Source organism: Pseudalkalibacillus hwajinpoensis, from assembly GCF_015234585.1.
In the GTDB taxonomy this organism is placed as follows: domain Bacteria; phylum Bacillota; class Bacilli; order Bacillales; family Guptibacillaceae; genus Guptibacillus; species Guptibacillus hwajinpoensis_B.
Genome location: NZ_JADFCM010000010.1, coordinates 60,911 through 85,112 on the forward strand (window position 1 = coordinate 60,911; position 24,202 = coordinate 85,112).

28 protein-coding genes are annotated in these 24,202 nt (G+C 39.8%); 8 read left to right on the plus strand and 20 right to left on the minus strand.

The genetic code is table 11. The features are described 5' to 3' along the window. Positions 1-23: 23 nt before the first annotated feature. From IQ283_RS23180 to IQ283_RS23190, 3 genes are all read right to left on the minus strand, one after another. Complete coding sequence (locus IQ283_RS23180; RefSeq protein ID WP_194222504.1) at positions 24-1,466, minus strand: PH domain-containing protein; 1,443 nt, start codon at positions 1,464-1,466, stop codon at positions 24-26. Further along, positions 1,459-1,941: a PH domain-containing protein gene (locus IQ283_RS23185; protein ID WP_194222505.1), complete on the minus strand. Its 483-nt coding sequence runs from the start codon at positions 1,939-1,941 to the stop codon at positions 1,459-1,461. The genes IQ283_RS23180 and IQ283_RS23185 overlap by 8 nt, the downstream gene beginning before the upstream one ends. A 316-nt stretch (positions 1,942-2,257) precedes the next feature. After that, on the minus strand, positions 2,258-3,157 hold the full coding sequence (locus IQ283_RS23190; protein ID WP_194222506.1) for a hypothetical protein: 900 nt from the start codon (positions 3,155-3,157) through the stop codon (positions 2,258-2,260). Between the two features lie 356 nt (positions 3,158-3,513). Between IQ283_RS23190 and IQ283_RS23195 the strand changes: the two genes are divergently transcribed. Then, complete coding sequence (locus IQ283_RS23195) at positions 3,514-4,152, plus strand: O-methyltransferase (RefSeq protein WP_242057455.1); 639 nt, start codon at positions 3,514-3,516, stop codon at positions 4,150-4,152. 95 nt (positions 4,153-4,247) lie between these two features. Here the strand turns inward: IQ283_RS23195 and IQ283_RS23200 are convergent, their stop codons facing one another. Then, positions 4,248-5,237, minus strand: coding sequence for an NADPH:quinone oxidoreductase family protein (locus tag IQ283_RS23200; protein ID WP_194222507.1), 990 nt, complete (start codon positions 5,235-5,237; stop codon positions 4,248-4,250). A gap of 129 nt (positions 5,238-5,366) precedes the next feature. Here IQ283_RS23200 and IQ283_RS23205 point away from each other — a divergent pair, with 129 nt between their 5' ends. Beyond that, complete coding sequence (locus tag IQ283_RS23205; RefSeq protein ID WP_194222508.1) at positions 5,367-5,954, plus strand: TetR/AcrR family transcriptional regulator; 588 nt, start codon at positions 5,367-5,369, stop codon at positions 5,952-5,954. Between the two features lie 288 nt (positions 5,955-6,242). On the opposite strand, the gene uvsE is transcribed toward IQ283_RS23205, so the two are convergent. Then, positions 6,243-7,208, minus strand: coding sequence for a UV DNA damage repair endonuclease UvsE (gene uvsE / locus IQ283_RS23210; protein WP_194222509.1), 966 nt, complete (start codon positions 7,206-7,208; stop codon positions 6,243-6,245). Between the two features lie 147 nt (positions 7,209-7,355). Between uvsE and IQ283_RS23215 the strand changes: the two genes are divergently transcribed. Next, positions 7,356-8,213, plus strand: coding sequence for a DegV family protein (locus IQ283_RS23215; protein WP_194222510.1), 858 nt, complete (start codon positions 7,356-7,358; stop codon positions 8,211-8,213). Positions 8,214-8,428: 215 nt separating this feature from the next. Continuing rightward, positions 8,429-10,372, plus strand: coding sequence for an FAD-dependent oxidoreductase (locus IQ283_RS23220; protein WP_194222511.1), 1,944 nt, complete (start codon positions 8,429-8,431; stop codon positions 10,370-10,372). Between the two features lie 58 nt (positions 10,373-10,430). On the opposite strand, the gene IQ283_RS23225 is transcribed toward IQ283_RS23220, so the two are convergent. The 5 genes from IQ283_RS23225 to mscL form a co-directional block, all read right to left on the minus strand. Next, entirely contained in the window at positions 10,431-11,183 is a 753-nt protein-coding gene (locus tag IQ283_RS23225) for a nucleotidyltransferase domain-containing protein (protein WP_194222512.1), read from the minus strand. Positions 11,184-11,278: 95 nt separating this feature from the next. Continuing rightward, complete coding sequence (locus IQ283_RS23230) at positions 11,279-11,608, minus strand: tRNA-binding protein (RefSeq protein ID WP_194222513.1); 330 nt, start codon at positions 11,606-11,608, stop codon at positions 11,279-11,281. 89 nt (positions 11,609-11,697) lie between these two features. Further along, positions 11,698-12,336, minus strand: a complete 639-nt coding sequence (locus tag IQ283_RS23235) for a nucleotidyltransferase domain-containing protein (RefSeq protein ID WP_194222514.1) — start codon at positions 12,334-12,336, stop codon at positions 11,698-11,700. Positions 12,337-12,439: 103 nt separating this feature from the next. Then, entirely contained in the window at positions 12,440-13,126 is a 687-nt protein-coding gene (locus tag IQ283_RS23240; protein ID WP_194222515.1) for an alpha/beta hydrolase, read from the minus strand. Positions 13,127-13,219: 93 nt separating this feature from the next. Beyond that, positions 13,220-13,732 (minus strand): large conductance mechanosensitive channel protein MscL, encoded by a 513-nt coding sequence (mscL, locus tag IQ283_RS23245; RefSeq protein ID WP_322098517.1) that lies wholly within the window; start codon positions 13,730-13,732, stop codon positions 13,220-13,222. 168 nt (positions 13,733-13,900) lie between these two features. Here mscL and IQ283_RS23250 point away from each other — a divergent pair, with 168 nt between their 5' ends. Beyond that, the gene (locus tag IQ283_RS23250; RefSeq protein ID WP_194222516.1) at positions 13,901-15,118 is read left to right on the plus strand and encodes a DUF819 domain-containing protein; all 1,218 of its coding nucleotides are present in this window, start codon (positions 13,901-13,903) and stop codon (positions 15,116-15,118) included. 55 nt (positions 15,119-15,173) lie between these two features. Here IQ283_RS23250 and IQ283_RS23255 read toward each other — a convergent pair whose 3' ends face one another. The 6 genes from IQ283_RS23255 to IQ283_RS23280 form a co-directional block, all read right to left on the minus strand. After that, positions 15,174-15,923 carry an SDR family oxidoreductase gene (locus IQ283_RS23255; RefSeq protein WP_194222517.1) on the minus strand — a complete coding sequence of 250 codons (750 nt, stop codon included), beginning with the start codon at positions 15,921-15,923 and terminating at the stop codon, positions 15,174-15,176. Positions 15,924-16,036: 113 nt separating this feature from the next. Beyond that, the gene (locus tag IQ283_RS23260) at positions 16,037-16,501 is read right to left on the minus strand and encodes a thioredoxin family protein (RefSeq protein ID WP_194222518.1); all 465 of its coding nucleotides are present in this window, start codon (positions 16,499-16,501) and stop codon (positions 16,037-16,039) included. Next, on the minus strand, positions 16,498-16,935 hold the full coding sequence (locus IQ283_RS23265; protein ID WP_194222519.1) for a disulfide oxidoreductase: 438 nt from the start codon (positions 16,933-16,935) through the stop codon (positions 16,498-16,500). The genes IQ283_RS23260 and IQ283_RS23265 overlap by 4 nt, the downstream gene beginning before the upstream one ends. A 132-nt stretch (positions 16,936-17,067) precedes the next feature. Continuing rightward, on the minus strand, positions 17,068-18,168 hold the full coding sequence (locus IQ283_RS23270; RefSeq protein ID WP_194222520.1) for a M24 family metallopeptidase: 1,101 nt from the start codon (positions 18,166-18,168) through the stop codon (positions 17,068-17,070). Between the two features lie 174 nt (positions 18,169-18,342). After that, positions 18,343-18,882, minus strand: a complete 540-nt coding sequence (locus IQ283_RS23275) for a hypothetical protein (RefSeq protein WP_194222521.1) — start codon at positions 18,880-18,882, stop codon at positions 18,343-18,345. Between the two features lie 298 nt (positions 18,883-19,180). Continuing rightward, positions 19,181-19,381, minus strand: coding sequence for a hypothetical protein (locus IQ283_RS23280; RefSeq protein WP_194222522.1), 201 nt, complete (start codon positions 19,379-19,381; stop codon positions 19,181-19,183). A 145-nt stretch (positions 19,382-19,526) separates the two neighbouring features. Here IQ283_RS23280 and IQ283_RS23285 point away from each other — a divergent pair, with 145 nt between their 5' ends. Beyond that, positions 19,527-20,429, plus strand: a complete 903-nt coding sequence (locus IQ283_RS23285) for an aldo/keto reductase (protein ID WP_194222523.1) — start codon at positions 19,527-19,529, stop codon at positions 20,427-20,429. Between the two features lie 191 nt (positions 20,430-20,620). Here IQ283_RS23285 and IQ283_RS23290 read toward each other — a convergent pair whose 3' ends face one another. The 3 genes from IQ283_RS23290 to IQ283_RS23300 all read right to left on the minus strand — a co-directional run bounded on the left by IQ283_RS23290 (position 20,621) and on the right by IQ283_RS23300 (position 22,452). Beyond that, positions 20,621-21,004, minus strand: a complete 384-nt coding sequence (locus IQ283_RS23290) for a DoxX family protein (RefSeq protein ID WP_194222524.1) — start codon at positions 21,002-21,004, stop codon at positions 20,621-20,623. 64 nt (positions 21,005-21,068) lie between these two features. Further along, positions 21,069-21,635: a biotin transporter BioY gene (locus tag IQ283_RS23295; RefSeq protein WP_194222525.1), complete on the minus strand. Its 567-nt coding sequence runs from the start codon at positions 21,633-21,635 to the stop codon at positions 21,069-21,071. A gap of 73 nt (positions 21,636-21,708) precedes the next feature. Next, positions 21,709-22,452, minus strand: a complete 744-nt coding sequence (locus tag IQ283_RS23300) for a divergent polysaccharide deacetylase family protein (protein WP_194222526.1) — start codon at positions 22,450-22,452, stop codon at positions 21,709-21,711. Between the two features lie 216 nt (positions 22,453-22,668). Between IQ283_RS23300 and IQ283_RS24460 the strand changes: the two genes are divergently transcribed. Together IQ283_RS24460 and IQ283_RS23310 are read left to right on the plus strand one after the other, a co-directional pair. Further along, a complete protein-coding gene (locus IQ283_RS24460; RefSeq protein WP_408962625.1) occupies positions 22,669-22,794 on the plus strand; it encodes an arylamine N-acetyltransferase in 126 nt (41 codons plus the stop codon). A gap of 142 nt (positions 22,795-22,936) precedes the next feature. After that, a complete protein-coding gene (locus tag IQ283_RS23310; protein WP_194222527.1) occupies positions 22,937-23,449 on the plus strand; it encodes an acyl-CoA thioesterase in 513 nt (170 codons plus the stop codon). A gap of 275 nt (positions 23,450-23,724) precedes the next feature. Here the strand turns inward: IQ283_RS23310 and IQ283_RS23315 are convergent, their stop codons facing one another. After that, entirely contained in the window at positions 23,725-24,054 is a 330-nt protein-coding gene (locus tag IQ283_RS23315) for a DUF1516 family protein (RefSeq protein ID WP_194222528.1), read from the minus strand. Positions 24,055-24,202 lie beyond the last annotated feature (148 nt).

Here is a 24,202-nt window from a genome sequence, read left to right on the forward strand (position 1 = left end):
CCTGACATTCTGCTACAAGAAATTCACTCTTCATTATCCTTCCTTTTATTTGAACGATAGGAATACCAATTCAACAGTTCTTCTGCATGAGAACGACCGAGGTCTTTCACTCTAAACTGTTTTCCAGCAAAACTTGATAAAATCGATACTTTAAAGGTAGCTAATTGTCGACGCTTTTGGAAGAAAGTTGTCTCGATTTCCAGCGATTGAATCTTCTTACGAGAAACATAGACTCTCGTTCTTCCAATTTGCCTAAACTGTAACAGCGCCACGTCATTTTTCACACCAGAAGCCGCATCACGATAATGAAGATAACCAATCAGAGCAGAGATCGGTAGCAACAATATCGACATAGCGCCATATGGAACAAAGTAACTAATGACACCTATTGGTAGTAGAACGGGTATACAGAATCGAAAAAAATACCTTCTCCTAGCACGAACAGGCAAGGAAGTATACTCTTCATGTATCGCTAATTCAGGTAGAATTTCTGCAAGCACCTCGGTAACTTTCTTACGCTTTATAAGTGGAAATAAAATCGTTGAAAACTGTTCATCTTTTCCACCGCCACCTCCGCTCTCCACATAAAGCACAGAATAGCCGAACGGTTGACGAAGAACACCCTCTACAATGCGTATGGCCTGGATACGATGCACAGGAATCGTTAACTGTCTCTTCTCTAAAATCCCTCTATTAATGATTAAATCATTCTCCATTCGAGTGAGAATGAACCCTCCATACTTCAAGACAGTCCCCAAAACAGAGAAGATCCAGGAGACTAATAATAAAAAGGCAACACCAAGTAATACATATGGAAGGGTGGCCTCCATCACTCGCTCTGTTATGCTCTCATAAAATGCATCAGGAAGAAGATCATCTACTTGGGAAGCAAAGGCTGCGACGAACGAGAGCACTACGCCAATCCCGCCCGATGTGGATGCCGCTATAAGTAACTCTCGCCATGAAAGCTTATATTCGAATGTCTTTGGATTTTCTAGTTCTTCCACTTCTTCATCTAATATTGGTTTTCTTTTATCATAAAGTTCACTTCTTAATAACTCTGCATCTTCACGTCTTAGAGCGGACATAACCACTTCAGGTTCGCCACCACCACCAGCGGTTTCAATTTGAACTTTCACAAGACTGAACAAACGTTGGATAAGACCTTCAGAAAAATCAATGGATTGAATTCTCTCACGTGGAATGAATCTTTTCTTTCGAAATATAAAGCCTTGATGAATTCGAAGTTCATTGTTTTCGACCTGATATGTATAAAAAAACCAACCAAGAACACCATTTCCGATCGTAAACAATAAGAGTGCCCCTATTGCTATAACGTGCCACCATTCATAACCGCTTCCGCCCCCAACAAAAACGAAGAAAATAAGAGGGAGCGCCGCTTCTCTTGCATATCTTAAAAGGGATAATAACATAGCCACTGGATGAAGACGTTTCTTATTAGACATCTTCTTCCGCCACCCTTGCAAGCACGGAGATACGGTCTCTAAGCTCATCTGCTATGTCATTTGATAGAGCTGGAATCTCGTGAGTCGTTGCTGCAGTAGAAATAGTCACAGATGATAGACGATAAGCTCTTAAAAGTGGTCCCTGTCTTGTATCAACGTGTTGAACTCGAACCATTGGAATCAACGTTCGCTTCACTACAATAACGCCATATTTAAGCTCAATTTCATGTTCTGTAACTTCATACCGCCATTTTGACCATCGTAACCTCGGTAAAACCCAGGTTTGTAAAAGGAAAAAGAGCAAAGCAAGTATACAGCTTATCACCAATGTCCATAAAGGAATTGGTACTATCATTAAATGAATAACAAACAGACCACATAGGAGAGCAATGGCTAGTAAAGAAACCAGTCCACCAGTAATTTGCCAAACTTTCAATCCTTGTGGATCAATTTGTTTTGAAGGTTCCAGTCGCATTCTTTTCCCCCTTTCTACCTCGTATCCTCTATTTTCTTTAAATTAGTATATCATGTTTATTAAGTCTTCTATTCTCATTTTTATCCTCTATCACTAGTCCTATCTGTATTCTTTGTTCCATCTTCATTCACCTTTTCATTTCATCAAAATCTCACAAAACAAAAAACTTGAGCAACATTCAGCTCAAGTTTTTTCTGAAATTAAAACTATATTAGTCCATTATGTTCATTTCTCGATTTTTGGCTCATTTCGAGAGAAAAGTTCTCATAGAGGATAAATGCCCCAAAAATTAATAACGTTTATGAGCATGGCAGAATTAAAAATGTTTTGATACATAAGGTCGCTCGGATTCTCTCATACTAATGATTTCCTTTTGTTCATGATCCCAAATCGATAGTATTTTTGAGTCAGCGTTGTAGAAAGTTAGATGTTGATCTGAACATTGAACAAGCTCACTACTTGGGATAGGGAATTTTTCTTGATACCCTGTTTTGGAGCATATATAAACGAGCTGATCACTTTTCCCTGTTCGCCCATTGATGCCATGAACAATTAAGCTCCCGTTCCAGGAGTGAATCGTTCGTGGAGAAAAGTCGAGCTTAAAGGAATTTTTTATCTCATACGAATCATTTAGAAGAAGAATCTGATTTTGATAAGAAGCAGAGATCGATAGCGCAGCAACATATATGCCTTCCTCTGCGATCATCATATTAACTGGAGAATATCCAGCTTCTAGCGGGATCACTTTTTTTCCTTTGTCACCGAATGTTGTTAAAAGAGCTTCATTTCCCTCAACATGGTAGGAAGAAACAATAAGCTGATTTCCTTTTCTTTTTAGATCACAGAAAATGCCATTCACGTGCCACTGGTGTGTGATACGCGGGTCTTCCTTTGAGAACTCATAAATCCATCCATTCCATTCTTCCCCTTCACAAGCAATGCAAATTGACTCAGGGTATTCATAGAAACTTGGCTTCCCGTTTACTTGAAATGTTCTCAATTGAGCAAGGTTGTGAACAAAGACATAAACCTCGACATGGTTAGATGAAAGTTGCTTGGTAAACCAATAATTCTGGTTTGAATCCCTTACAACATTAGAAAAGCCTTCTTCACTTGCGATTGGTAGCTTGGGTACATTGACCCGCTCTGATGTTTTAGTATTGTGATGGGCATTTTCACCGGATTTGAGTGCTTTGTTCCCTTGCTCTAACGGCATTCCAAACTCTCCCTTCATAATCAGCTGCCTTCTTCCGTTTAGGCAAGTAGGAAAAAGGATAGATATTTATAACCGATCCTTGCTGTTAGTACTAGTTTAACAAACAATTCGTCAAGGGGGTATTGGGAAATAACAATAACTTTCGTCGGATTAATAAAGCGAATTGTTTCCTACTTTCCCAAGTATTGTAGAATCGACTAGGACTTTATTCCTCGTTCCCTCCATTTAACAGGGGCACGCTCTCTTTACTACTATTGTATAAACAGTAGTAGGAGGACGACTTTTACCTTGACACCCTTTCTCTTCTGCATAACAATGATTACGAATCCACTAATTTCAGGAAGGATGAGATTCACTTGGCACGCAACCATGATGAGTATATTCGCAATCTATTCGGAAATGAAGACACAGCACTTCAATCAGTCAATGAAAGCATTCGTAGAAATGGTATGCCCGCAATCTCAATTAAACCTGAAGTAGGACGCTTCCTAGCACTACTCGTCAGTATTGCAAAACCTCGAAACGTAATGGAAATCGGTGCCCTTGGCGGTTATAGTGGCATCATGCTCGCAGGTGCTCTTGAGAAAGAAGGCTCCCTCACATCTCTGGAGTTAGAAGAAACCTACGCCAATGTTGCTAAAGACAATCTCACTAGAGCGGGACTTGGCGATAAAGTGAAATACGTTATAGGACCAGCTCTTCAAAATATGGAATCTCTCCATAGCGCCGGCCAACAATACGATTTCTTCTTTATTGATGCTGATAAAGTGAACTACCCTAACTATTTTAGTATGGCACTAAAATTAGCAACTCCTGGAGCAATCATCGTCGCTGATAATACCCTTCAAGGTGATAAAGTTTTCGATGAAGATATCCATAGTGAGAATGTGGAAGCTATTCGATCATTTAATAAACAAATAGCAACTGATGATAGAGTGGAGTCCATTCTATTGCCTTTGTGCGATGGCTTAACGATTTGTAGAGTAAAACCTTAACTAGAAGAAATAAACAAGAAAGAAGGGAGAGCAATGCTCTCCCTTCTTTCTTGTTAGTTGAAAGGCGAAGATACCACCTAACATCGCCCTCTTATTTAGAATGCTACGATTGTTCTTCCACGTACTTTTCCATTTAGAATTGAACTCAACACATCAGGTAGTTCATCAAGTGTCACTTCATTTTGAATCGATTCAAGGTGCTCAGACGGTTTATATTCGTCAGCGGCTTTCTTCCAAATTTCCTTCCGCTTTTCCATTGGACAATAGACAGAGTCAATCCCGAGTAAATTAACTCCTCTTAAAATAAACGGAAAAACAGTTGTAGGAACTTTAGCGCCTGCAGTAAGACCACTTACGGCAACAGCGCCTCCGTACATTGTATTACTTAAAACAGCAGCAAGCGTTTCTCCTCCAACGGGATCGACTGCGCCTGCCCACTTCTGTTTGCCAATCGGCTTAAATCCTTCAGGGGCTACTTCTTCTCGACCGATTGTATGTGTCGCACCAAGTTGCTTCAGGTAATCATATTCTGATTCTTTCCCCGTACTTGCTGCCACTTCATACCCTTTTTTAGCTAGAATAGCTACAGCCATACTTCCTACGCCACCCGTTGCACCTGTCACAAGAACTGGTCCTTTTTCAGGCGTCACACCCGCTTGTTCGAGTTGATACACGGAAAGAGCTGCCGTAAATCCTGCTGTTCCGTATACCATTGCTTCTTTAAAAGACAGTCCGTCAGGTAGTGGGACGATCCAATCTGATTTCACCCTAGCATACTCGCTAAACCCGCCGTAGTGTGACACGCCTAACTCGTAGCTAGTAACAATGACCCGATCTCCTTCCTTCCAATCTGGATGATCCGATTCCGCAACTACACCTGCAAGATCTATACCAGGGATGTGCGGGTATTTCTTAACAATATTTCCCTTTGGATGAGTAGCTAACCCATCTTTATAGTTCACGCTAGAATAATGAACTTTAACTAACACATCTCCTTCAGGAAGATCGTCTTTCGTTAAATTCTTTATTGATACTTTTGTATCCTCATCAATCTTATCAACAACTAAAGCTTTAAATTGATCCATCTAGGATCCCTCCTTCAACTTTCTTTCGGACTCATCTTAACAGAAATTATTCTGACCGGTCAATTAATCTGAATTCTTTAATCACACATATGGTTTGTGTATAATGATCACTGTAAGGAGAGGAATGAGATGAAACGTAAAGCTGAGTTAAAGCGGCAACAGATTATTAAAGCAGCCTATCAAGCCGTCTCTGATAAAGGGTATGAGGCGGTTACACTTCAAGACATAGCTGATTATGCAGACGTAAGTAAAGGCGTCCCAAATTATTATTTCCAGAACAAAGAGGACGTACTTGCTCATCTGCTCGCTCAAATTACCGATCGCATATATGAAAAAGAGAAACTGGCTGTTGAAAAGGAAACGACTTCAACAAACATGCTTCTTGCATATTTAAATACAGTGTTTGTAGGTCCTAAAGAAAATGAGAAATTCTACCGTGTATATTTAGATTTTCTTGCGCAGGCAACCAGAAACAAACGGTACAGAGAAATAAATGAACGCTTTTATCAAAATTGTTCATCCATCTCTAAAGTGATCCTCGAGCAAGGGAAGAAAGAGGGCGCCTTTCGCACGATTGATAACGAAGAGGCAGGGAGAACAATTAGGGCAATGATAGACGGTTATATGATTCAATGGATGATGACGGGTGACCATACGCAACATAACGCATATAAAACAGCTTGTTACAGGAGCGTGCTTTCCTATATACAAAACTAACTTTTGCTACTTTTCGCCCCGTGCTACTTTTCAATGAAAAGCTCCTCATTTCTTATTGAACTTCATTCCCTCAAAAAACAAGACGGCCTTTCACTCTCATTAATAAAACATCTGAGAATGGGCAAGCTAACATCTAATAAAGGAGGGATGACGTTTGCCTCAGGAAAAAAAACGCGGCATGAAAAAAGAGCTGTCTCAATCTGTTGAACATGCCAACCAAACAAAGCCTTCCACTAAACAAAAAAGCAAAAAAATCACAGAGTAAAACCGGGCCATGCGCGCCCGGTTTTACTTTAGTTTGAACGTAGATTGATCAATGAGTTCAACATCACTTCTTTGTCTAATTACATCCATCAGTTGAAAGAGCGCTGCATCTTTTTGTTTGGCTTCAATCATACAATCAATTTGGTCTGTGCTTCCTTTGACTTCATTCAGAAAAGAAAAGAACCAATCAACATCTACATAATCAGCATGACTTCGAAATTCCTTTTCACTCTTAGGAGAAGAAATATGCATCTTAACAGGTAGTGAAGAGTCTCTCCAAGTATTAACCACTCTCCCCCATTCTTTCGCCCAATCTTTTGTTTCATGACACGCCACATGATGATGATAATCAAAAACGAGCGGCACGTTTAACTTCTCACATAAATAAAGAGTATCTAGGAGCGTATACGTTGTATCATCATTCTCTAAAATAATGGTTTGCTGTATTTTCTGCGGGGTATACATCCAATTATGGATAAACCGTTCAAGTGACTTCTCCTTATCATCATAGGCTCCTCCTACATGAAGGACACACCGATGTGTTGAAGGAAGTCCCATTTCTTCAAGAAGACGTACGTGCAAAGAAAGCATTTGAATCGATGCTTGTAAAATTTCTTTCTTAGGTGAATTAAGTAAGACGAAATGATCCGGGTGAAAGTCCACCCTCATTTTTTCTCTAATTGCAAAATCACCTAACTGTTTCAACGGTTTCTTTAGTGGAGAAAGATAATCCCACCCTTCAAGGGCTTCATGATTGGCAAGCGGGATTAGCCTTGAGCTAAAGCGAAAAAAATGAATCTCGTTCCCTTTGTTGTGCTTAAGAAGACGTAGGCAGTTCTCAAGATTTGAAATTGCAATCCGCTCAAGCTTCCGAATAGCCGCTTCTTTATCTTGGATTTTTTGAAATTGAGCATATGTCATCGTCTGAGACGGAGAACCGTTATTCAGTTCTGTACTCATTGCGACATACCCTAGCCGAATAATCGTCATTCCATTCTCACCTCCAAACATCTTTCTATTAGGCTCTCCATTCCATTCTTAATTCATTAGCCACAACTTACGTTCGATTAGGCGTTGAAGCGTGGTACAATAGACATAATACCTGGATGCGGGTAATAACAAAAAAGGGGTAATTGTATGGCAACTCGAATCATTACTGACAGCAGCGTCGACTTCCCTGAAGAACTGCTAAATGAATTGAACGTAACGGTCGTTCCACTCAACCTTCTCTTTGGTGAAGAAGAATACAAAGCTGGAGTAGATCTTGATACGCAAACGTTCTACCAAAAACTTAAAAAATCTAAAGAGCTTCCTAAGTCCTCTGCCCCAGCACCACAGGACTTTCTTACAAAATTTGAAGAAGCAAGTCCTGAGGACGATATTCTTGTCATAGCGCTGTCCGGAGCATTAAGCACTACTTATGACAACGCTGTACTTGCAAAGAAAATGTTTCATGAGGAACATCCTGACAGGAAAATCGAAGTCATCAATTCAAAAACAGCCTCATCAGGTCTTGGGATCATTGTTTATCACGTTGCAGAAATGGCACGTGACGGCGAAACCTTTGAATCCATCGTTGAACAAGCATATGAATACACAGAAGATACGCTAACAATGTTTTTATTAGACACCCTTGAGAACGTTATCAAGGGGGGACGCCTCGATCGTGTAAGAGGAACGATTGCTTCAGCCTTGAATATTAAATTACTTATGAAGGCAAGTGATGACGACGGTTCACTTGAGGTCCTTGATAAAATCCGCGGAAACAAGCGAGCAGTACGCCAATTCATTCAAAAAATTGGCGAGTATGGGCATAATTTTGAGGATAAGGTCATTGCTGTAGCTCATAGTAATTGTGAGGATAAAGCAAAGGCATTAATCGAGCAAATTCAAGAACGCTATAAATTCAAAAACGTGATTCTTTCGACGATGGGGCCGCTTATTGGCACTTATGCTGGCGAAGGTGGCCTTCTTGTCGCATTCAAGAAAAATTAATAACCATTTAGGGAGCGCATTTTGCGCTCTTTTTTTTTTGGATAAATCTATGTTTGCTCATATTGTTCATTACTCAAATGAGCCAAAAATCAATAACATTCATTACCATAGCCTTGAATAAAATAAAAATTTAAAATAAAAAAACGCTTTCTTTACAGGAAATGAATGACCATTCATCGAAATGTGTTCAAAACAAAGAAGTGTGGTGAGCAGTTATGAAATGGGAAAAATTATTTAAACCAATTCAATTAAGGAGATTAACTCTGCCGAACAGAGTAATGATGGGATCCATGCACCTTGGAATGGAAGGAAATAAAGATCAAGAGGATGCTCTCATTTCGTTTTATACTGAACGGTCAGGAGAGAACGGTCCAGGTCTCATTGTTACAGGAGGGATTTCTGTTTCACCTGAAGGCGATGGTGGACACCATTTTCTAGGATTCTATCGAGACGATGATCTTCGAGTCATGAAACGATTAACAAGCAGCGTGCATACAGCAAATGGGCGTATTGCGGCACAGCTTTTTCATGCTGGACGATATGCTTACTCTGAGATGAACGGCATTCCGTCTGTCGCTCCATCTCCTATCAAATCGCCCATTCACAGAGAAACTCCCCAGGAACTAAATGAACTTGATATTATTAATTTACTTGAATCCTATGCAGAAGCCGCCAGGAAAGCGAAAGAGGTTGGATTTGACGCAGTAGAAATCATGGGCTCTGAAGGATATTTAATCAATCAATTCCTATCACCAAGAACAAATAAGCGAGCAGATAAATGGGGCGGAAACTTTGAGAATCGCACTCGTTTTGCAATCGAAGTCCTTAAAGCAGTTCGAAAAGCAGTCGGAGAGGATTATCCGGTGATTTTTCGTATGTCTGGACTCGATTTAGTACCCGACTCCTCAACACCAGAAGAAACCGTTCAACTAGCTACAAAATTAGAGGCTCATGGCGCTGATATTCTAAACATTGGAATTGGTTGGCACGAATCAACAGTCCCAACGATTTCAATGATGGTGCCTCGTGCTGGTTTTATCGAACCCGCTCTACAAATTAAAGAAGCGGTGACTATCCCGGTGATTGGAAGTAATCGAATTAATGACCCGGTTCTAGCAGAAGAGTTACTTCAAAAACTCGATATGGTCTCAATGGCTAGACCTTTCCTTGCCGATCCACATCTATTAGTGAAGGCGAAGGAACAAGCACTTGATCAGATCAACACATGCATCGCTTGTAACCAGGCATGTCTTGATCATGCCTTCGAAGGCAAAGCCGTCTCTTGTCTTGTTAACCCCAGGGCTGGCAGAGAGCACAAGTGGACCATTAAGAAAGCTGAAAATATAAAAACAGTTGTAGTGCTCGGTGGAGGCGTCGCTGGCATGGAAGCTGCAAGAGCTCATGCTGAATTAGGTCATAACGTGACACTTTATGAAGCGAGCTCTGCGATTGGTGGCCAATTTAATCTTGCTAGAAAAATTCCAATCAAGAAAGAATTTGATGAAACCATTCGCTACTACACAACGGAACTAAACCGATTAGGTGTTGATATTTATTTAAATCATAAACCAACAGAACAAGAGCTTTTAAATCACTCACCAGATCTCGTTGTAGTAGCAACTGGTGTGACACCAAGGCAACCAGTTATTCCTGGTATAGAACATGCCATTCCTTATCCAGACGTTCTTTCTGGTAATGTAGCTGTGGGCAAAAAGGTAATTATCATTGGAGCCGGCGGCATCGGATGTGATGTGTCTCATTTCTTAATCGAAAAAGGAATCAATAACATTCTCCTTCTAAGACGTAATGGAAAAATGGGTGAAGGCCTTGGCAAAACAACTAAGTGGGCGATGTTGCAGGATTTAAAGAAAAATGGTGTGAAGTTTCGAACGAATCTCTCATATGAAGAAATGACAAAGGATGGTCTTACGATCATAAATGCAGAGACAGACGAGAAAGAATTTCTCAAAGCCGACACCATCATTCTCGCAGCTGGGCAAGAATCGAATATACCCCGTGAATACGAATTGCTTTCACAAAAAGGTGTTGAAATCGCCATTATCGGTGGCGCTCTTCTTGCTGGTGAGCTAGATGCGAAACGCGCCATTTATGAAGGTGCTAAAATCGCGTTCGAACCCGAAACCATATCGATTAACTAGCTAGATCACAAAACGAAAAGAAGAGACGCCAAAGGGCGCCTCTTCTTTTCGTTGTATATCAATTCCAAATCATTCGTTTAAGAAAAGGCACACTATAAACCGTACCTTCTAACTGCTCTATGATCCAATCTTCCTCTTCCTTCAACCAGTTTCGAATAAGGTTAGCAGATTTCTCATGCTCTTCAATCGTCATAAACTGAAAAATTCCTTTCGACTTCTCAACCTCTTTCTCCCCAAGTGTTCCATTCAATGCTTTTAAACCAAGCTGAGCTCGATCCGGATGATAACGGTGCAATATCACTCTTGAATAATGAAGCATGACTTGATTTAACATATGAACAGACCAAATATCGTTTCCTCTTCTTCTCGACTTCTCGTATTGAAATAAGAAAAAAGCTGTATCATCCACATGATTGATAAACTCCTGCCTCGATAAGGTTAACTGCTCATTAAAATGACTCAACCGATTGTCAGGATCATAAATCACTTTGCAATAATCTTTCTCTATCAACGAGTCCGCTGTCACCGTAAATAAATCAAGATGGAGCATATTATCGAACACAGCGATGATCTGTGGAGCAATAATGAAAATTTCATCATAAAAGAGAAGATTAGCATATGCTTCTAAATGATGCTTTCGGTTCTTAAGAAACAACCCCACATCGTTCTCTTCTACAAGACAATAAAGATCAACATCCGAATTTTCATCATGTTCGTTTCGCCCCATAGATCCTTTAAGGAAAATCGCTTTTACGAGAGGATCTTGCTCCAGACTGTTAGATATCACTCGAACCGCTTCTTCTTGCTTCACTCCCTCACCTCATTTTTACATTTTTTAGATATTAAACCATTATATAGGACAAAGAAGTAAATAGACAAGAAAAAAAGAATGCTTCTATGCACTCTTCATCCTAATTTATCGCCTTTTTTCACTTTTTGATCAGGCTGTATTAGCACGACTCCTTCATCTCCGTATACGCCTAATACAAGCACTTCAGACATATAATCTGCAATTTGCCTTGGGGGGAAATTCACCACCGCCATCACCTGTTTACCGATTAAATCATCCTGGTTATACAGATCCTTAATTTGTGCACTGGACTTCTTTATACCAATTTCCTCCCCCAGATCTACCTTTAATTGATAAGCTGGTTTTCTAGCCTTTTTAAAATCATTCACTTCAATAATTTCCCCAACACGAATATCAAGTTTCATAAAATCATCAAACGTCGCCACTTCATCCACCCGGCCTTTTCATCTAAGTATAGAATCATTTTCTTTCAATACCTCTATATTTGTTTCTCGAGATAATTTCAAAACCCTTCCTATTCCAATCTCTTCTCCATAAATAGATGAATCTTGCTATGAATTTCATCCTCACTTTTGTGTCGCTCTCCAAATAAGAATGAAGAGTAACACTCTACTAGGAAGCGATCGCTCTCTTCAAATTGTATAGCGTATAGTTCAGATAGGGTAAGGGGGTATTGTGAAGTCTTGAAAAACTGTTCGATGCGAAGGGCGTACATGATGTCATTTAATAATTCGTAGTGGTTGATTGGTGGCATACATTGTTGCAAGCGAGTATCAATAGACTGTAGCAGGCTCACAAGACCACGCTTGATTTTATTTCTTGAAGGAAGAACAAAAGGTGTGTCTCCATATACGTTTAATTGCTCAAAACAAGGAGCCACATACTCTCTTGACCCATCAGCCATTTCGCTAAATTCCTGTAGACTCACTTCTCTTAGATCAAGTGAAATACCCGTTAGTTCAGGGAGACATGGAGACTTACTTGGGAGTTCCTTATAAAAACACCAGATATCCAGATCGGAATATGGACCAGCTTCCCCTCTAGCAAAGCTTCCTGTCAAAACAATCCCAGATAACGATGGTTGTTTCAATCGGACAACAAGTCGTTTAGCGTATTTTTCAATCATTATTGGAGTAAGTAGTGGATTTCGCATCTCTTTTTCTCCTTTTCACCGAGACCCTAAGAAGGAGCTAGCAAGTATGAAGCTGTTCTTTATAGTTAAAAGCAAGCTCTTTGTTTTATAATCAATCATCCCGCTAGTTTATAAGGAAACGGTACACCGTATGAATAACATCATCCCGATCCTCTCCGTGGCAGATCAAATGCTTTGAATTCTCCATCAATCTAACCTGTTTCTCATCCGAACGAATCAACTGATAAATCGTATCAGCGGTTTTATAAGGTACCATTCCATCAAGCTTTCCCTGTAAAATGATCGTTGGAATAGAGACATGTTCGAAGGATGGCTTGAGGTGTTGGACAAGCTTTCGAAATTCTAATGAAGCAAGGAGTGGCGTTGTCTTTACCTTTTTGCTATAGCGAATAAACAATTCATTTTGAAGAAGCTTTCCTCTGTAGAGATCGGTCATCATTTCTCTTATATCCTTCACCATCTGCAAAGGATGAATATATTGTATAGCTGCACTTAATAACACTAGTTTATCAACTTTATACTTCGTTGCTAAATAGCCAGCGAGAACGCCCCCCATTGAAAATCCAATGAGATAAATCGTATCGCAACGTTCTAACAACTGCTTTAAATGCTCCTCTGCTGTATCGATCCATTGTTGAAAGGTAATCCCTCTAAGTGAATCCTTTTCCCCGTGTCCTGGAAGCGTCGGTGATACTACAACCCAATCCGTTTGACTTCTAAAATAATTTGCCAGAGGTTCAACCTCAAATGGTGACCCTGTAAATCCATGTATGAGCAAACAACCAATCATGTTTGTCCCCTCACCTTTCCTTCTGTCGTTACCACTTTATATTCCCATCAGAAGAAAAAGTTAATCGCTTGTAGTCCTTATATATCATCCCTATTACTTAAATGATGTTCTTGAACTTTTCCGAACATGAACCTTTAGTGAAGGCGGTTCTAGTTCTTCACGAAGAGATGTAGAGCAATTCGGACAAATCACTGCTTTCGAAGGTATCGGCGTACAGCAAAACGGGCATTCTTTTCTAGTCATAGAATTAATAGGATCTTGTCCTGGTTTTCGCCATCTATTCAACTGACGAACGACAAGAAACACTGAAAAGAAAATGATTAAAAAGCGAATGGACGTTGTAAGGAAGACTCCATAATTGATTGTCGCCGCCCCGGCTTCTTTTGCATCAGAGAGAGACGGATAATAATGCCCATTTAAACTAATAAAAAGATCGGAAAAATTAATTCTCGCTAATAGTAGACCTACAGGTGGAAGTATTATATCTGAAACAAGCGAATCGATAAAATTACTAAACGCTGCGCCTAGTACAATTCCAATTCCCATATCAGCCGCGTTACCTCTAATAGCGAAATGACGAAATTCATTTAATAGACCGATGGAAATTCACTCCTTTATCCTCGCTCTACACAATATGTATGCTTCATTAATACAAGCTATGAATTTTTCTAATGCTTGCAATTTTTCTTTAATTAGTTTTAAAAGCGAAGAAAGTCACTTAGATGATATAATGTCTATTTGCGACTATAGTCTAACATCAAGGAGTGAACAATAATGACATTTGCACTAGCCTGGTCAAAGGCTAATCCATTAATTGAGGATCCGATGGCTGTATTTGTCTATCTAACGGTTGTAGTTGGAGCAATCTTCATGCTTGGCGAATCAAAAAACAACGTTCTGCAGAAGATATTTCATTATGCCCCACCGTTAATTTGGACATACTTTATCCCAATGCTATCAACGACATTTGCGATTATTCCGCAAGAGTCGACTTTATATGGCTTCGTTTCTACGTATATTCTTCCAGTTGGGCTCCTGCTGTTATTATTATCAGCTAACGTCCCAGCTACGTTAAGATTAGGACCAAAAGCCTTATTAATGTTCCTAGCAGGAACAATCGGTGTTATTATCGGTGGGCCGATTGCGCTAGCCATCTTCCAACCTTGGCTACCTGCAGACGCATGGACAGGAGTTGCTGCTCTCGCAGGAAGTTGGATTGGCGGCTCAGCGAATATGGCTGCAATGATTGAAGCAGTGGGCACACCGAAAGAAATTCTTTCCCCAATTATTGTCGTTGACACTGTTGTGGGCTATAGCTGGATGGGGATTATGATTTTCCTTGCAGGATTCCAGCACAAGTTTAACAAATGGAACAAAGCGGACGATTCCGTTATTCAAAGTGTGAATAAAGAAATGAATGATATTCAACGTAAGAATGAACGCCCGATTCAAGTACCACAGCTATTAGGATTACTTGGACTTGGCTTTGGTGTCTCTTATATTGTATTGAAAATTTCCGAGAATCTTCCACAATCAGCTGTGCTTTCTACAACAACATGGACAGTCATGATTATTTCTGCCATCGGTATTTTGTTCTCATTCACTCCTATTAAAAAGCTAGAGGGTTATGGCGCTAGTAAAGTCGGCTATACAGCCATTTATCTTTTGCTTGCAACAATAGGGGCAAGAGCGGATCTTACTTATGTAGTGGATTCACCACAATATGTCCTAATGGGCATTGTGTGGCTCAGTATTCATATTCTTGTTATTTTCATCGCAGCGCGCTTATTACGTGCCCCTCTTTTCTTTGTAGCCGTAGGTTCACAAGGAAATATTGGTGGGACAAGCTCGGCACCAATCGTTGCCTCTGTTTTCCAACCTTCACTTGCTCCTGTTGGACTTTTGATGGGAATTGTAGGTAACGTTGTCGGTAGCTACGCAGCGGTTCTCTGTGCGCAATTGGCCAAGATGGTCGCCACAATGTTGCTCTAGAACCTTAATCTAGAAAGTTAAAAACCGTTCTCCTAATTGGAGAACGGTTTTTTCATTATCCTTGGGATGTTGGACGCACTAGTACTTCATTGATCGATACACTGTCAGGTTGACCAACAGCATAATAAACGGCATCAGCAATCGCCTCTGGGTCTAGAGGATCAAGACCATTTGGTCCGCGATTGTTCAACTTTTCTTGAACATCTTCATCTGTAATTGTGTTCGTTAACTCGGTTGCAACAGCCCCTGGTGATATGATCGTTGCACGAATATTAGTTGAAGGAGACATTTCCTTACGCAGTCCTTCTGTAATCGCTCGTACAGCAAATTTCGTACCACAATACACTGCACCAGCTGGCATAATTTCATGACCTGCAACAGAAGATACATTAATAATATGTCCAGATTTTCTTTCTTCCATATGTGGAAGAACTCCGGCAATACCGTAGAGGACACCTTTTATATTCACATCAACCATCTTATCCCACTCATCAATCTTAAGCTTATTCATGAATGATAGTGGCATCAATCCTGCGTTATTGATCATGACGTCAATCTGTCCATAATGCTCAATCGTTTTATCGGCAAGAGCCTGCATTTGTTCCCTTGAAGTTACGTCTGTTGTTTGAATAATTGCTTCTCCGCCATTGTTCGTAATATCGTTCTTTAATTCTTCAAGGCGGTCCTCACGTCGAGCTGCAAGAACAACTTTTGCGCCGTCTCCTGCAAGTTTCTTCGCCGTTGCTTCGCCGATTCCACTGCTTGCTCCAGTAATAATAACTACTTTTCCATTAATATGACTCATGATTCTCCACCTTTCGTTTTATCCTCACATCTCTAGTTCCCGGTTGAATGACGTGTAAACATTCCAATGTTTTATTGTATACAAAAAGCACCCTCACAGGGTGCTTTAGTATGTTAATCATTCTTTTCAATCCACTGTTTAAAAGTGTCTTCTGTTTGCGTACCTACAATACGATCAACTTCTTTACCATCTTTAAATCGTACAAGAGTTGGTGTTGATTCAATTCTGTAATCATTCCAACCTTGTTCAAACTCAAGAACATTGTATTTTTTCAAGTCAATTCCCATGTCTTCGGCAAGTGGTACAAGGACTGGGGACGTATTTTTACAATGGATACATGTTGGACTATAGAAATAAACGTAGGCATCTTCTTCATTAGACAGGGCTTCATCAAGCTCATCAGGTAAAATTTGATTTTGATATAATGGATCGTCAAGTTGCTCTATTGTAGCCGGATTTAAAGAGCTCTTCCCGTATGGATTCCCTTCTGTCTTCTCACTATTACTATAGTTTGTAACGAAGGCGAGTGCTCCGAATATTACGATGACAATACCAAGAAAGATAATAGCTTTCTTCACATGTTTTCCTCCCTCTTTGTTTGCTTATGTAAGGCAACCATTAGAATCGTAATGGTTAGAAATGCAATAAGTGCTAGAAACGGTATCGTAATAAATCCAAGGTAATTAATATATTCACCTGTACAAGGAACCCTACCACATGATGGTGCCGCTTCTGCTAGAAAAGATGTTTTTTGTAGCAAATAATGATACAGCGAAACGCATGTACCAATGATCGACAATGGGAGAACATAAAATCGTTGGGATGTGTCTTTGCGAACCACAGCGATACCTATAATCATAACTAGAGGATACATGAGAATTCTTTGATACCAACATAGTTCACAAGGTTCGTATTTAAGAACTTCAGAAAAATACAAACTTCCAGCAAGGGCAAGAACTGAAGCAGCCCACGCTCCAAATAAAAGATACTCACTTTTTTTCTCAGTATTCACAGCTGTACCTCTCTTCTTTCAAGCCAAAATATATTATTATTATACACTACTATTGATGACATGAAATAAACAGAATGATGACAATCCACCTAACTCTTTTTAAAGCCGGCTCTTTGAAGAGCCGACTTTATCTCACTTAATAATTTGTAGATCCTTCGGGTACTTTGTTAACGTCTCATAACCAGTCTCTGTTACAAGAACATCATCTTCTATACGCACGCCGCCAACATCTGATAGATAGATACCCGGCTCAATCGTATATGTCATACCTACTTGAAGCAAGTCGTCATTCTTCTCGCTCATGGAAGGATACTCATGTACTTCAATTCCAATACCATGTCCAATACGATGTGGAAAGTGTTCGCCATAGCCTGCATTAGAAATAACGTTTCTTGCTGCAAGGTCAATATCACCTAGTCGTGTCCCAGGTTTTGAGATATTAAGTGATTCCGTTTGTGCACTTAGTACTGTCTCATAAATTTCTTTTTGCTTATCGTTAACCTCACCAAAAGCCACTGTTCTAGTAATATCAGAGCAATATCCGTTTAGTACAACGCCGAGATCAAATAAGACGAGATCTCCTTTTCTTAATTGCCGCTCTCCAGGGTTACCGTGTGGTTGTCCAGATTTCTCACCAAACAAGACCATTGTTGAAAATGACATCTCACGAATTCCTTTTTTCTTCAATTCAAATTCAATTGTAGCAAGGACTTCCATCTCAGTAACACCTTCGCGTAAAGCCTTAACACCAGTTTCTACACCAAAATCAGCAAGTGCTGCTGCTTCACGTAATACTTCAATTTCTTTCTCATCCTTAATTAGACGCAATTGATTCAGTCCAAGCTCTGCTGAGTGATAGCTCAGCTCAGGATAACGTGCTTGCAATTCTTCAGCACGCTCATAAACAAGCATACCTTTTTCAATCGAAGCTCTAGTTGGTTTATGGACGCCACGTTGTTTCAGTGCTTCATAAATGAAGTCAAATGGTTGTTCTGAATCACTATAGCCGATAATGTCATATTTCCACCCTGCATCTCTAGCCTGTGAAACTTCCATTCCAGGACAGACGAGGAAAGGTTCCTGATTCGGCACCACAAAAAGTCCAAGCAACCTTTCATGAGGCTCACAATGAAAGTTAGTCAAATAATAGACATTAGAAGGAGAATGGATGTAGGCAAAATCTTGATTCTGCTCAATAAGGTAATTAGTAAATTTCGATAAACGTTCGTTCATAGTGACACTTCCTTTTTTAAATTAACCTGTTCACTTTTTCATTCAATTAGAACACAGGTCTCTTGATTATTAAGATCGTTACCTACCCTAGCTTATCATACGTGAAATCGTATACGTCATACAAAAAACTACTATGTAAAAAACCCTGCATTTAATATGCAGGGTTAAATCTCTCTATTCTAGTTCTTTCGCAAAGCTTGGCTTAATTAAATCATCATCTTCAAAGACTTTGCCCATTTGATCTTCAAACATCGTAAAATGCTCTAATGCCTTCTCCTGTACTGAAGGATCATCAATAGCAGCTTGCTCAGCGCGAATTTCATAGGCTTCCGTTAGTTCATCAAGCGCGCTTTCAATTTCTTCTTTCGAGTCGTTCAATTCAGATGGAACTTTCAGGCTTTCAATACCCTCAACAGTGGCTTTGCTTGCTTCTACAGCATTGCCTTTCAGCTCTTTAAGTTCTTCGGTTGAAGGCTTTTCCTCTTCTGGTGTTGCACTGTCACTTACAGCAAACTTAGCTGACTCATATGCTGCAATGTCTTCATTATTTTCTTTCAAAACGCTAACAATTTCAGATTGAAAATCAAGTAGGACACTCTTCGTGTCCATCTGCTCTGCATCTCCGCTAGTTTCATTAGCACTATTTGTATTTGAACCGCAAGCTGCTACGACGAGAAGCATTGATAAACTCAAAACAAAAAAGACCTTCTTCATTGGTATAACCCCCATTATATGTGTACTTCCAAAAATTAGTTTAGCACGTTATTAAATTTTGTAAATGAGAATATATGGATAAAACCCTTTCTAAATCACTGGTATAAGAGCATTTATGTATATTTATTAAATGAGAAAAATAAAAATAGCTGCCGGCGTTGGCAGCTACAATATTCAAACAATTGGAGAAGGGGGAACTTCTTTGGCTTTGTTTGAGCTATATAGGACAATTTGTGTCGGGGAACACCATGTCTCTTTTCTTCTATACTGATAATGATAATCTTTATCAATTAGAAAGTCAATAACTTTTCTTAAATGAAATTGGTGGTGTTGATTCAAAAGCACTCGTTTTCTTTTCACGTACATAACCACTTCTTAAAGCCTCTGCTCTAAGAACAAGTGCAAATGCTGTAAAGGAAAAGACCAGTATTAAGAAAAACATGGAGATTTGTAACGTTTCAACCATTTTACCCACCTCTTCGTTGACTATTTTTTTCATTATAGCACGCCTTAATGATAATGAGAAGCATTATCATTAAGGATGAGCACATTTGACAACTAATAAAGGTTCAACAAGTTGCGCAAACGATTTCACTACATTAAGATAAGAAAAGTACATATAAAACCATTTTGGAGGTTCAATGATGCAGCGTATTCACTTAACAGAAGATTTATCATTCTCTCGTCTCGTTCATGGTCTTTGGCGACTTGCAGACTGGAATCAAACGAGCGAAGAAACACTTTCTTTAATAGAGCATAATCTCGATCGTGGCATTTCAACGTTCGATCATGCTGACCTTTATGGAAGTTATGAGTGTGAAGAACTTTTCGGGAAAGCATTATCACTCAAACCATCTCTACGTGATCAAATGGAGATTGTCACAAAATGCGGGATTGTAATCGAGTCTCCCAATCGTCCCTCCCACCAATCTCATCATTATAATACAAGTAAAGATCACATCATCGCTTCTGCTGAACAGTCCCTTACAGCACTTGGGATTGAGCATATCGATGTCCTGTTAATTCATCGACCTGATCCCTTTATGGATCCAGAACAAGTGGCCGAAGCTTTTTCTGAATTAAAACAAGCCGGAAAGGTTCGTCATTTTGGAGTCTCTAATTTCAAACATCATCAACTTAACATGCTACAATCTTATGTGGATCAACCATTAATTACAAATCAGCTGGAACTTTCAGCCTATCATCTTGAGAACTTCGAAGATGGCACGTTAAATTTTTGTCAGGAAAAGCGAATGAAACCAATGGCATGGTCTCCACTGGCAGGAGGAGATGTGTTCACATCGCAAGACGATAAAGCAGTTCGTCTCCGTAAGACGATAGAAAAGATTGCCTCTGAGATCGGTGCTGAAGGGATCGATCAAGTGCTTTATGCATGGCTACTTAACCATCCGGCAAACATTATGCCAATCGTTGGATCAGGAAAGCGCGAGCGAATTGATAGTGCTGTTGAAGCTCTTTCTTACTCCTTATCACGTGATCAGTGGTTTGAAATTCTAACAAGTTCTGTGGGACATGATATTCCATAAGAGCATCGCTAACCGAGATATATTCTGAATTTTATCTGGATATGACACAAACAGAAGCGCCTCTCTATAGAAAGGCGCTTCTTCATATTATTCATTTTAAACAAACGTTTATTTAACTTTATTTAGAGCTATATTGCTATACAATATTTGTTGAAAAATCATCTCTTCAAAGATCGTTCTGTTTCATCTTTTTATTTTTCACTTGAAATAACTTCAGATAATGCCAGCTTCCTACTACCTGTAAATGCTAATATAAGTGATAATCCAAAAAGGGAAAGTGGAAATTCGTAGCCTCCTATTAGCCCCATAGGAAGCTTTGCAAGAACAATAGCACCAATCATGGTTAATCCTAGGAGGATCGCAGATGGGACAACGAAAATCCCCGCAATAAGAAACGCTCCACCAACTGCTTCAATAATGGCTGTAGCATAAGCTAACCAAGCAGGTTGACCAATTTTTTCAAACATCGCAATGGTATTTCCTATTCCACCTAATTTCTGTATTCCATGAGCTAGCATAATGAAACCGAGTATTACTCGACCACCCAGAAAGCCCCATTCCATTCTGTTCTTCACAATGGACACCTCACTTGTTGTATTGTTTCTTAGCTAACGTGTCAGATAGGGCCAATGGATCACTTTACGCTTGAATCGTTCCCACGGGACTTTGTAAGAGCCTTGCTTGAATCAGACGTTTGCGAACAGTAATACCTAACCAACTTGCAAGAAATGCTTTGATTAAACCAACGAATAAGAAAGGATAAACCCCCGCGACCATCGCTTCATGCCAGTTTAGATCTACAACAAATTTCAATTGAATCGTACCGATTAAAAGGATGATAATCATAGACACTGTGTTCGCCAACATCGCATGCATCAAAGTATACGATGTTTTCTCTAGGATAAGGCCAGTAACATATGCCGCAATAATGAATGCAAAAATATATCCACCAGTTGGTCCTAATAAGACTCCTAATCCACCTTTTGCCTGTGCAAACACCGGAAGACCAATACTCCCTAATATTGTATAGCCTGTCATCGTAATGGCGCCGTATTTACTACCAAGAATTGTGGCCGTTAAACCGACAGCTAAAGTCTGTCCACTAATAGGAACAAGTGGTAAAGGAATTTCCATTTGTGCAAGAATAGCTGTGATCCCAATAAAGAATCCACATAAAATTATCATTCGAAAATTTGATTTCTCCATTTTCTCCCCCCTTAAAATGTTAACCTTAACAAAAATAATGTTAACACTTATTCCTGAAAGGAGGAAGATCTATTTAAGGCATGCTTTCATCAATCATTTCAAAACCTGGAATCATCTGTGAAAGAGGTACAATTGTTGCTTCATTTTTGTACATTGGAATAAATTCATTTAAAACAGCTACCATCTTTTCCCCCGCGATTCCTACATGTCCAATTGCGATATGAGCCTCATCATCTTTCAGTTTTTCCGCCAACTCTTGAGCTTGTCTGCTCATATGTTGAATCGTATAGACATCATCAAAAAACAGCTCATTCTCTAGGTAAGGTACCCCTATTTCTTCTGCTAGTTCAGGAATGACACTTTTGCCTGTTGTCTTGCTATCTAAATAATAGAGACCCTTTTCTCGACACACTTCAAGAACTATCCTCATCACTCGTTCATCAGCTGTCGCTTTTGAACCCATATGGTGATTCATTCCTACCGCATGAGGAACAGCCTCAATCGCTTCGTTTACTCGCTTTCGAATTTCTTTATTAGAAAGATCAGTTGTAATTGCCCCTGGACCTAGCCAGCTTCTCTTCCCTTTTACCGGTTCCATCGGAACATGAACGATCACTTCATGTCCATAACGATGCGCTTCCTCCGCGTCTCTTTCAGTCGTTTCAAGAAACGGCATAATGGCTACCGTTAGCGTAACAGGTAATCGAAGCATTTCATCTGTCCCACCCATGTCATTTCCAAAATCATCAATAACAATGGCCAACTCGCGATTATTCTCCGCATACACGTGACTTGGAAAAAGTACGATCAACATCATAAAACAAATCCACTTGTTCACATCCTCACACCCCTTTTCTCTTTAATATTCCCATACAAGCCATCTTCATGAATGCCGAGGTAGATCAGTTGCGTTATCCATTCGACTGCATGAAAATAGAGAGAGAATAGAAAGGAGTTTCAGTATGAACGTAGAGGAGTATTTACTACGCATCTGTACAGAAAGTGGGCAAACCGACCTTCTCTCTCTCTTCAAATACTTCAAAAAAATCACATACATCACATTCCTTTTGAAAACCTCGATACCTCAAGAAACATATGGATCGATTTGAACCTCGAGAAAATTTATCAAAAGGGGATTCAAAAACAGTCTTTGACGTGAACGAAGATAAGTGGGACGATTTAAATAACCGCTACTTTAGATAACTCCTCTACTCTTACATATTTGACAGAGGTTTTTCAGCTCCTAATCAAGGGCATAGTAAAGATAGACGACAAGAAAAGCATAATAAGGAGAGACGACTATGGAATCTAAATACATTCGCGAATCACGTGTTGTCAAAACAAGTCACGTATTCCCAGAAGCAACAAACAATCATAACACTTTATTTGGTGGCCAGCTGATGAGAGACATTGATGATATTGCATCAATCGCAGCAATGCGCCACTGTCGTAGCGAAGTTGTAACAGCCTCAACTGACTCTGTTGACTTCTTACACCCGATTACACCAGACGACTCCGTTTGTCTCGAAGCATACGTGACATTCACCGGAAAGTCTTCTATGGAAGTATTTGTGAAAGTAATTGCAGAGCATCTCCTATCAGGCGAACGCCATATCGGAGCAACAGCATTCCTTACATTTGTATCATTGGATGAAAAGAAAAAACCACTACCTGTTCCAAAAGTCATCCCTGAATCAGAAGAAGAAAAAAATCTACACGAAACAGCTCCCGCCCGAGCAGAAAAACGCAAAGAACACCGCCAGGCAAGTAAAGAACTAGCCGGCCTCCTAACCACAGAAAAACCTTGGGAATAACAAAAGCGGAAGGGTCCGGTTAGCCTCGACAAGCGCTGAAGGCATTTCAAAAGAACACGCCCTTTGTGTTCATTTGAAATGGTGAAGCGATCGAGAGGCTGGGCCCTGCAGATGGATGATAACAAAAGCAGAAGGGCCCCGGTTAGGCCCGACAAGCGCTGGAACCACTCAAAAAGAACACGTCTTTTGTGTTCATTTTGAGTGGTGAAGCGATCGAGGGACAGAGGGCACTTAAAAAAGCGACAGCCAATAAAATTGGCTGTCGCTTTTTCACATTAAATCCAATTGTACCCGATTGAAATAATAACTAAAATAAGAACAATACACGCGATCCAAAGCATTTTTGTTGATTCGGCACGCTTTCTTCTTCCAACAATCATTTCCATAACCCCGATTAACACAATCGCCAGGATCCCTTTAAGCACATAGATCAGCGGAAAACCAAGGATAAAGAGCATCCCAATTCCAGTACCGAGCATAATCAAGTAAAATAATCGCTGAATCATAAGCGAGATCTTCTGCTTAGGTGCAAAATAACTAATCACTAATAGCAAAACAAGAATCGCCCATGAACCTGAGTGAGACTGAAGTAATATATTGAACATTCGTGTTCCCCTTCCCATTGAAAATGGATATGACTAATGCCATACCCTAATAGTAGAATTGTATTGAGGTTGACACAAGTCCTAATACGAAATCGTAACAAAATTATACGAATTAAGATATTATTTATCCCAATTAAATATTTCCGAA